The sequence below is a fragment of the Campylobacter sp. 2018MI13 genome (genome assembly GCF_018501135.1).
Classification (GTDB): domain Bacteria; phylum Campylobacterota; class Campylobacteria; order Campylobacterales; family Campylobacteraceae; genus Campylobacter_E.
Genome location: NZ_JAHCZC010000084.1, coordinates 1 through 7,566, shown reverse-complemented (window position 1 = coordinate 7,566; position 7,566 = coordinate 1). Strand labels below are relative to the sequence as shown.

The following is a 7,566-nucleotide window of genomic DNA, read 5'->3' as shown; positions in this document are numbered from 1 at the left end:
GTAATATATAATTAATACTAGATTTTAAATTGAATTAGAATTTAAAATACTTAGGAATTAAAATAACTTAAAATTTTTTCTTTGTTTAAAATAAATTCTTTATCAATCTCTGTCATTTTTAATTGTGAAAAATCAAATTCATCATAAGGAATTAAATTATCTTTAGTAGCTAAATGAATACGAGATTTTTTCATTAACGGAAAATGAAGACTTATTATATTTTCTGCTTTTTTCCATTTATTTAAAGAATACAAAGACTCATAACCTTGATTATAATCCATATAAAAATGGGTATACTTATCTTTGTTTAATACCCAATGATCATCTCCTACTTTATAAAAATTCTTTAAAAAATATAATTTACCATCACTATAATGCATATTAAGAGCAGGCAAATAAATACTATCAATAATGTTTTTTGGCTGTAACAAGGCTTTACTTAATGCAATCTCATTATAAATATGGTCACAATCAATTTTAATCAACCAATTATTAAGTGGAATTTTATTAAGCACAAAATTATAATAAGTATCAAGTCTAAATTCTTTTGATATTTTTTGTTTATATTTTTCTTTCCCTGCAGGAATTACTTTGTAAGGATACTCTAAAGGAGTAAAATTTGGATTATTTTTGCAAAATTGTTTAATTACTTCACTAGTTCCATCATCTTTACCAAATTCATCTAAGTGATAGCCTAGAATTCCTCTTGTAATACCCCCCCCCAACTATTGTATTTAAGGTAATATTAATAGTTTCTATTTCATTATATGCTCTTATAAAAGCCCAAGGATTTATATCCTTTGGCTTTGGTTCAAATAATGATAAAAATTCATGCTTTCTTTTTAAGCAACTTCTTATATGTTTATTATAAATATTCATTTAATCTCCTTAAAACATTAATCCATCTTCTTCTTGTTGTTTTAATATGTCATTTCTGCTTGCTTTTGGTAAAGGTGATTTATCTGTATAAAACCAAGTTTTACCATCAATTACTCTTTTTTCAACGCCTTTTGGTATATCAAAAGTTCTTTTAATATTTGGATTTTCTGCTAAATATTTTTGCATAAAATATCTAAATACAGGAGCAGCCGTTCTAGCACCACCTTCGTAATATTTCATAGGCTTATTATTATCATTACCATACCAAGTTATTACTTGAATACTAGGCGTAAAACCTACAAACCAAGCGTCTATACTTTTATTTGATGTCCCTGTTTTTCCAGCTACTTCAAGTCCTGCAATTCTTGCTGCACCACCAGTTCCGGCTGCGACAACATTTTTCATCATATCAATCATTAAATAAGCTTGTTCAGGTTTTACAAATTCTTCTGCTTCTTTGGTTTTTAACTCAATTTCATTACCAAATTTATCAGTAACTTTTGTAATCAATCTAATAGGTTGTTTTGTTCCATAATTTGAAATAATGCTATAAAGTTCAGCGTAATTATAAGGACTAACACCAAAAGAACCTAATCCTATTGATAAATCTTGTGGAACATTTGTAAAACCAAATTTAGTAATTGTTTGATGAACAAAACTAAGGCTAGTATCAAGTAATAAGTTAATTGTAGCTAGGTTTCTACTTTTTGTAAGTGCTTCTTTAAGAGTGATTAAACCATTAAAATCTTTTCCATAATTTTTAGGCTTCCAAATCATTTTCTTACCCTGTGCATCACGAGTTTCAAACACTCTTGCAATATCAGCAATCTCGCTAGCAGGTGAATAGCCAAGATTTAAAGCTGTAAGATATACAAATGGCTTAAAGCTTGAACCCACTTGACGATTACTCATAGTAGCACGATTAAAATTACTTTTATAATAATCAACCCCACCAACTAAAGCTAAAATATCCCCACTACTAGGCTCTGTAACTATCATAGCTCCATTTATTTGATTTAAATCTATATCTTTATCTCTTTTGATAAGTTCATCATATCCAAACTTAATAGCTTCTTCAGCTATTTTTTGAGTATTCAAATCAACACTAAGTTCAACTCTATAACCACCTGTTTTAATGTCTTCAATTCCCATAGCTTGTAATTGTCTAATAGCTTCATCTATTACATAAGGAGCTTTATTTTGAGTTAAACTCTCATCATAAACAATCGGTTTTAAAGCTACATTTTGTTTATATTCAGCTTCACTAATCCAGCCTAAATCATACATTCTTTTTAAAACCGCATTAGCTCTTGAAAGCGATAAATCAATTCTTTTTGTAGGATCATATGTGCTAGGAGCTTTTGGTAAGCCAACTAGCATAGCCATTTCTTTAAGGCTAAGTTCGTTTAATTCCTTATGAAAATACCCAGCAGCAGCTGTTTTAATACCATAATATCCATGCCCTAAAAATATAAAGTTTAAATATCTTTCTAATATTTGTTCTTTTGTTAGATTTTTTTCAATTTCATAACTAATTATTGCTTCATTTATTTTTCTTTTAATACTTTTTTCACTTGTTAAATAATGATTTTTCACAAGTTGTTGAGTAAGAGTTGAAGCACCTTCTGCTAAGCGACCTTTTTGAATATCTTTAATAATTGCTCTAAAAATAGCATCAATATTAATTCCTTCGTGTTCAAAAAAACTCGTATCTTCAATAGCAATTAATGCTTCAATTAGTCTTGGTGGAATTTCTTCAAATCTAGCATAAGCTCTATTTTCGTTAAAAACATTTGCAAGTAAAGTGCCATTTCTATCATAAAATTGAGTTGTAAGGTCTAAATCAAATTCCTTATAATCAATATCTTTATTTTCAACAACATTTAAAAAATATCCTAAAACAACACAGCCTAAAATTCCACAAACAGCTATAAAATAAATAATGTATTTCAAAAAATCTCCTTAAATCATAGTGCTAATGAGTAAAGCAAATAGCACACCAATACAAGAAATCAAAATATTTAACGGGATAAAATAATAAACAATTAAAGCTATTTTTTCATTACAAACTAATAATTTATTTTCTTTTTCTTTCTCACATAAAATAAATTGATAATAAATATATAATAAATTTAAAGTAGCAAAAGCATAAAGCGACCATTGCGTAGATGCTAAAGTATTAAACAATGGGTCAGAACTATTATTAATCATTACATATATAGCACTAAAAGCCATAACAGCCATTAAAACAAAAAACGCATAAAGCTGCTTTTTTAATATCCTTAGTGCTTTTTGTAAATTCTCTTCATCTTCACATAAATAAAAACCAGCATTTGCTCTAATGCCTAAATGAAGACCAATAAAGCAAATACCGGCTAATAAATGTATATAAGGTAAAACTAAGCTATCAAGCCCTAGCATATTACCTTCTTGATTTCGTCTTTTGCTAAAGCTAAAGCTTCGTTGATTTTACTAATATCTTTTGCACCAGCAGTAGCAAAATCATCTCTACCGCCGCCATTTCCGCCTAAAAATTGAGCTACAATCTTAGCTAAATTTCCAGCCTTAACGCTAGTATTTTTTGAGCCAACCGCAATGCTTACTTTATCGTCTTTGCAAGTGATTAAAACAATAACAGCTTTATCAAATTTATTTTTAAACTCATCTATACCAGATTTAATATCAAGCCCGTTATATTCACTAACGCAAACATTAACGCCGTTAATAATCTCGCTATTTAAATTATTAGCACCATTTTTTAAAGCATCTTTTAGTTCTTTTATTTCATTTTTTAAATTCTCAAAACTCTTTAAAATATCATTTGTTTTTAGACTTTTTTTGATATTTTCAAATTCCGCAATCAAATTCCTTGAGTATTCTTTAGCAGCCTTACTTGCTATTGCTTCAATTCTTCTAACACCAGCACTTACTCCGCTTTCTTTTAATATTATAAAATCGCCAATTACTGAAGTATTACTAACATGAGTTCCACCACAAAGCTCAATGCTATCTCCTAAAGTTAATACCCTTACTTTATCGCCATATTTTGTATCAAAAAGCGCCATTGCACCACATTTTTTTGCACTTTCAATATCAGTTATTTGAATATTTGAATTTGTAGCTTTATAAATCATATCATTTACAATATCACTAATTTGCTTTAGCTCATCTTCGTTTAATGCACGGGTAAAATTAAAATCAAATCTAATTCTATTAAAATCTACAAATGAACCTGCTTGAGTTGCATTTTCTCCTAAAACCTTTCTTAACGCATAATGAAGCAAGTGAGTAGCACTATGATGTCTTGCGATTTCTGCTCTTCTTTCGGTATCAATTTTGATTAATAATTCATCATTTACATTAAAATCACCTACAATTTCAACTAAAGCTAAATTAATATCAAAAAATTTCTCAACTTCAAGCACATTTGCAACTAATTTATCATTTTTATAAATACTACCTAAATCGTAATTTTGCCCACCACTTGTTGCATAAAGCGGAGTTTTATCAAACATTAGCCAAGCTTTTTTGCTTTTAATTCCAATTTTAAATTCTTCATCTAAAGCAGCTAATAATTTTGCTTTAATTTCAGTGTTTTCATATCCAACGAACTCATTTAGACCGAATTTATCTAATAATTCTTTAAAATCTCCGTGAGTTGCTTTATCCCCACTACCTTTCCAATTTGCTTTAGCTAATTCTCTTTGTTTAGCCATTAGTTCATTGAATTTGTCTTCATCAATTTTAAGATTTTTTTCTCTTAACATATCAAGAGTTAAATCAAGTGGAAAGCCATAAGTATCATATAATTTAAACGCAACTTCTCCACTAAAAATATCTTTAGTATTGTTTAATTCATCATTAAAGATTTGCATACCTTTTTCAATAGTATTTAAAAATCTCTCTTCTTCACTTAATAATTGCTCTTTTACAAAAGATTTTTTCTCATTTAAATATGTATAATGCTCTCCCATTAATTCACAAACAATATCTACTAATTTATACATAAATGCACTTTTAAATCCTAGTAAATATCCGTGTCTTAAAGCTCTTCTTACGATACGGCGTAAGACATATCCTCTACCTTCTTTATCAAATGTTACGCCTTGAGCTAGTAAAAATGTAGCTGAACGAATATGATCAGCAATTACTCTAAAACTAGCTCCACTTTTATATTCATATTTTAGGTTTGCTAAACTTGCGATTTTTTCAATTATTGGCATAAATAATGAGCTATCAAAATTGCTAAATTTTCCTTCTTTAATAGCACTTACACGCTCAAGTCCCATACCTGTATCAATGCTAGGTTTTGGTAGTTTTGTCATAGTTCCATCAGGGTGTTTTTCAAACTGCATAAAAACTAAATTCCAAATCTCAAGGAATCTATCTCCATCTCCACCCATATAATCTTCATCACTTTTAAAATTTTCTTCACCTTGGTCGTAAAAAATCTCACTACAAGGACCACATGGGCCAGTATCACCCATTTGCCAAAAATTATCTTTATCTCCAAATTTATAAATGCGTTCTTTTGCAATGTGTTTTTGCCACATATTATAAGCTTCATCATCGTTTTCATGAACGGTTACATAAAGCCTATCTTTCGGTAATTTTATAACCTCAGTTACAAATTCCCAAGCATAAGCAATTGCTTGTTCTTTAAAATAATCACCAAAAGAGAAATTTCCTAACATTTCAAAAAATGTATGATGCCTTGCAGTATAACCAACATTATCTAAGTCATTGTGCTTTCCACCTGCACGAATACAAGTTTGACAGCTTGTTTTTCTAGGTGGATTTGGGCGTGGCACTTCACCTGTAAAAATACTCTTAAAAGGAACCATTCCTGCATTTGCAAAAAGCAAAGTCGCATCATCAGGCACAAGTGGGCTTGATGGGGTAATTTCATGACCTTTACTAGCAAAAAACTCTAAAAATTCTTTTCTTATATCCATTTTTATATCCTTGAAAATTTTTTAAATCATATCAAAAAGGTTTTAAACTAAAGATAATAAAGCTCTAATTTTTAGAGCTTTAATTTAGTTAGCATATCATCATAAGCTTTTTTTGTTCCTTGTCTTACTGGCTGTATCATTGAGCCTATTATTATAAATACTGAAGCTAGTAAAAATCCTGGTATTATTGAATAAAGTTCAAATATACCTTCTTTTGCAATATTAAAATAATCAATATGCTCCCATAAAATCACTCCTAAAGCACCAAAACTCATACCTAAAATCGCACCTAATCTACTCATATTTTTCCAAAATAAAGAAAAAATTATCACACTACCAAAAGAAGCACCAAAACCAGCCCAAGCATATCCAACAATATCAATAATACTAGTATTTTTATCAGCAGAAATTATAAAAGCAACAATAGCAACAACCAAAACACTAAGTCTTGAAACTCTCATTACTATCTTAGCAGGAGCACCTTTATTAAAAATTTTTCTATAAAAATCTTCTGCTAAAGTTGAGCTAGATACTAATAATTGCGAACTAGCTGTGCTCATAATCGCTGCTAAAATCGCACTTAATAAAATTCCAGAAATCCAAGGATTAAATAATAATTGGCTAGTTACTATAAAAATTCTATCCTTATCTAATAAGTCTATATTAAACTTATATAAATAAGCTATACCAATAAATCCTATTAAAATAGCTCCAATTAAACTAATTACCATCCAAGAAATACCTACAAAAGTAGCAATTGGAATGTCTTTTGTGCTTTTTATAGATATAAACCTTACTATTATGTGTGGCTGACCAAAATACCCAAGTCCCCAAGCTAAAGAACTAATTATCCCTACTAAAGTTAGATTTTTACTCATAGAAATATAATCTTTTTGACTTTCTTCTCCAAGCTTAATTATTATATTAATAGCTTCGCTAAATCCGCCTATTTCATTAATCATAACCAATGGAACAATAATTAAAGCTCCCATCATCAATAAGCCTTGTATCAAATCAGTCCAACAAACTGCCTTATATCCGCCAACGAAAGTATAAACAACTATTAATATAGTTCCTGTAATTACTGCTTGTTCGTATTTAACTGAAAATAATTCTTCAAAAAGCTTTCCACCAGCTACTAAACCACTAGATATATAAATAGTAAAAAATATTAAAATCACAATAGCACAAATTATTCTTAAGGTATGACTATCATCGCTAAATCTAGTCTCAAAATAATCAGGAATAGTTATACAATCTTTTCTAACATCAGTATAAATTCTAAGCCTTTTAGCAACAAACATCCAATTAATTAAAGCACCAATACTAAGCCCTATTGCTATATAAGTTTTACCTAAGCCATATAATAAAACAGCCCCTGGTAATCCCATAAGAAGCCAACCACTCATATCAGACGCTCCAGCACTAAGTGCTGATACTATAGGACCCATACCTTTATCGCCTATAAAATAATCTTCTGAAGTTTTATTTTTCTTCCAAAAATAAAACCCAATTCCTAGCATTAATACGCTATAGAATACAAAATCTAAAATTATTGGTAAACTAATTTGTACTTTTTCTAATTCATTCATTTTTATCCTTTTATATAGACTAACTTTTAAAACTCTAGCACCTAAATTCCAATAATAATAAAATACTATAAAATAAGATTATTTAATAATTCAAATATTTTATTAATAAATAGATTTATTACTAGCTATAGTTTTTGAGT

Annotated in this window: 6 protein-coding genes; all 6 read right to left on the bottom strand. The window is 28.9% G+C overall.

Annotation, left to right across the window (positions count from 1 at the left end; translation table 11 throughout):
* Positions 1–50: 50 nt before the first annotated feature.
* The 6 genes from KJQ99_RS08105 to putP all read right to left on the bottom strand — a co-directional run bounded on the left by KJQ99_RS08105 (position 51) and on the right by putP (position 7,426).
* Positions 51–725, bottom strand: coding sequence for a hypothetical protein (locus KJQ99_RS08105; RefSeq protein WP_214119819.1), 675 nt, complete (start codon positions 723–725; stop codon positions 51–53).
* Positions 679–879, bottom strand: coding sequence for a hypothetical protein (locus tag KJQ99_RS08100; RefSeq protein WP_214119818.1), 201 nt, complete (start codon positions 877–879; stop codon positions 679–681). The genes KJQ99_RS08105 and KJQ99_RS08100 overlap by 47 nt, the downstream gene beginning before the upstream one ends.
* 9 nt (positions 880–888) lie before the next feature.
* Complete coding sequence (locus KJQ99_RS08095; RefSeq protein WP_214150496.1) at positions 889–2,832, bottom strand: transglycosylase domain-containing protein; 1,944 nt, start codon at positions 2,830–2,832, stop codon at positions 889–891.
* Positions 2,833–2,841: 9 nt separating this feature from the next.
* Complete coding sequence (locus KJQ99_RS08090; RefSeq protein WP_214117112.1) at positions 2,842–3,300, bottom strand: hypothetical protein; 459 nt, start codon at positions 3,298–3,300, stop codon at positions 2,842–2,844.
* A complete protein-coding gene (gene alaS, locus KJQ99_RS08085) occupies positions 3,294–5,834 on the bottom strand; it encodes an alanine--tRNA ligase (RefSeq protein WP_214150495.1) in 2,541 nt (846 codons plus the stop codon). Before alaS ends, KJQ99_RS08090 begins: the two co-directional genes overlap by 7 nt.
* A gap of 71 nt (positions 5,835–5,905) precedes the next feature.
* Positions 5,906–7,426, bottom strand: coding sequence for a sodium/proline symporter PutP (gene putP / locus KJQ99_RS08080; RefSeq protein ID WP_214150494.1), 1,521 nt, complete (start codon positions 7,424–7,426; stop codon positions 5,906–5,908).
* Between the last annotated feature and the right edge of the window lie 140 nt (positions 7,427–7,566).

Excerpts from the sequence above, each read along its gene's own strand:
- putP (WP_214150494.1), bottom strand. The coding sequence starts at position 7,426 with ATGAATGAATTAGAAAAAGTACAAATTAGTTTACCAATAATTTTAGAT.
- alaS (WP_214150495.1), bottom strand. The coding sequence starts at position 5,834 with ATGGATATAAGAAAAGAATTTTTAGAGTTTTTTGCTAGTAAAGGTCAT.
- KJQ99_RS08100 (WP_214119818.1), bottom strand. The coding sequence starts at position 879 with ATGAATATTTATAATAAACATATAAGAAGTTGCTTAAAAAGAAAGCAT.
- KJQ99_RS08090 (WP_214117112.1), bottom strand. The coding sequence starts at position 3,300 with ATGCTAGGGCTTGATAGCTTAGTTTTACCTTATATACATTTATTAGCC.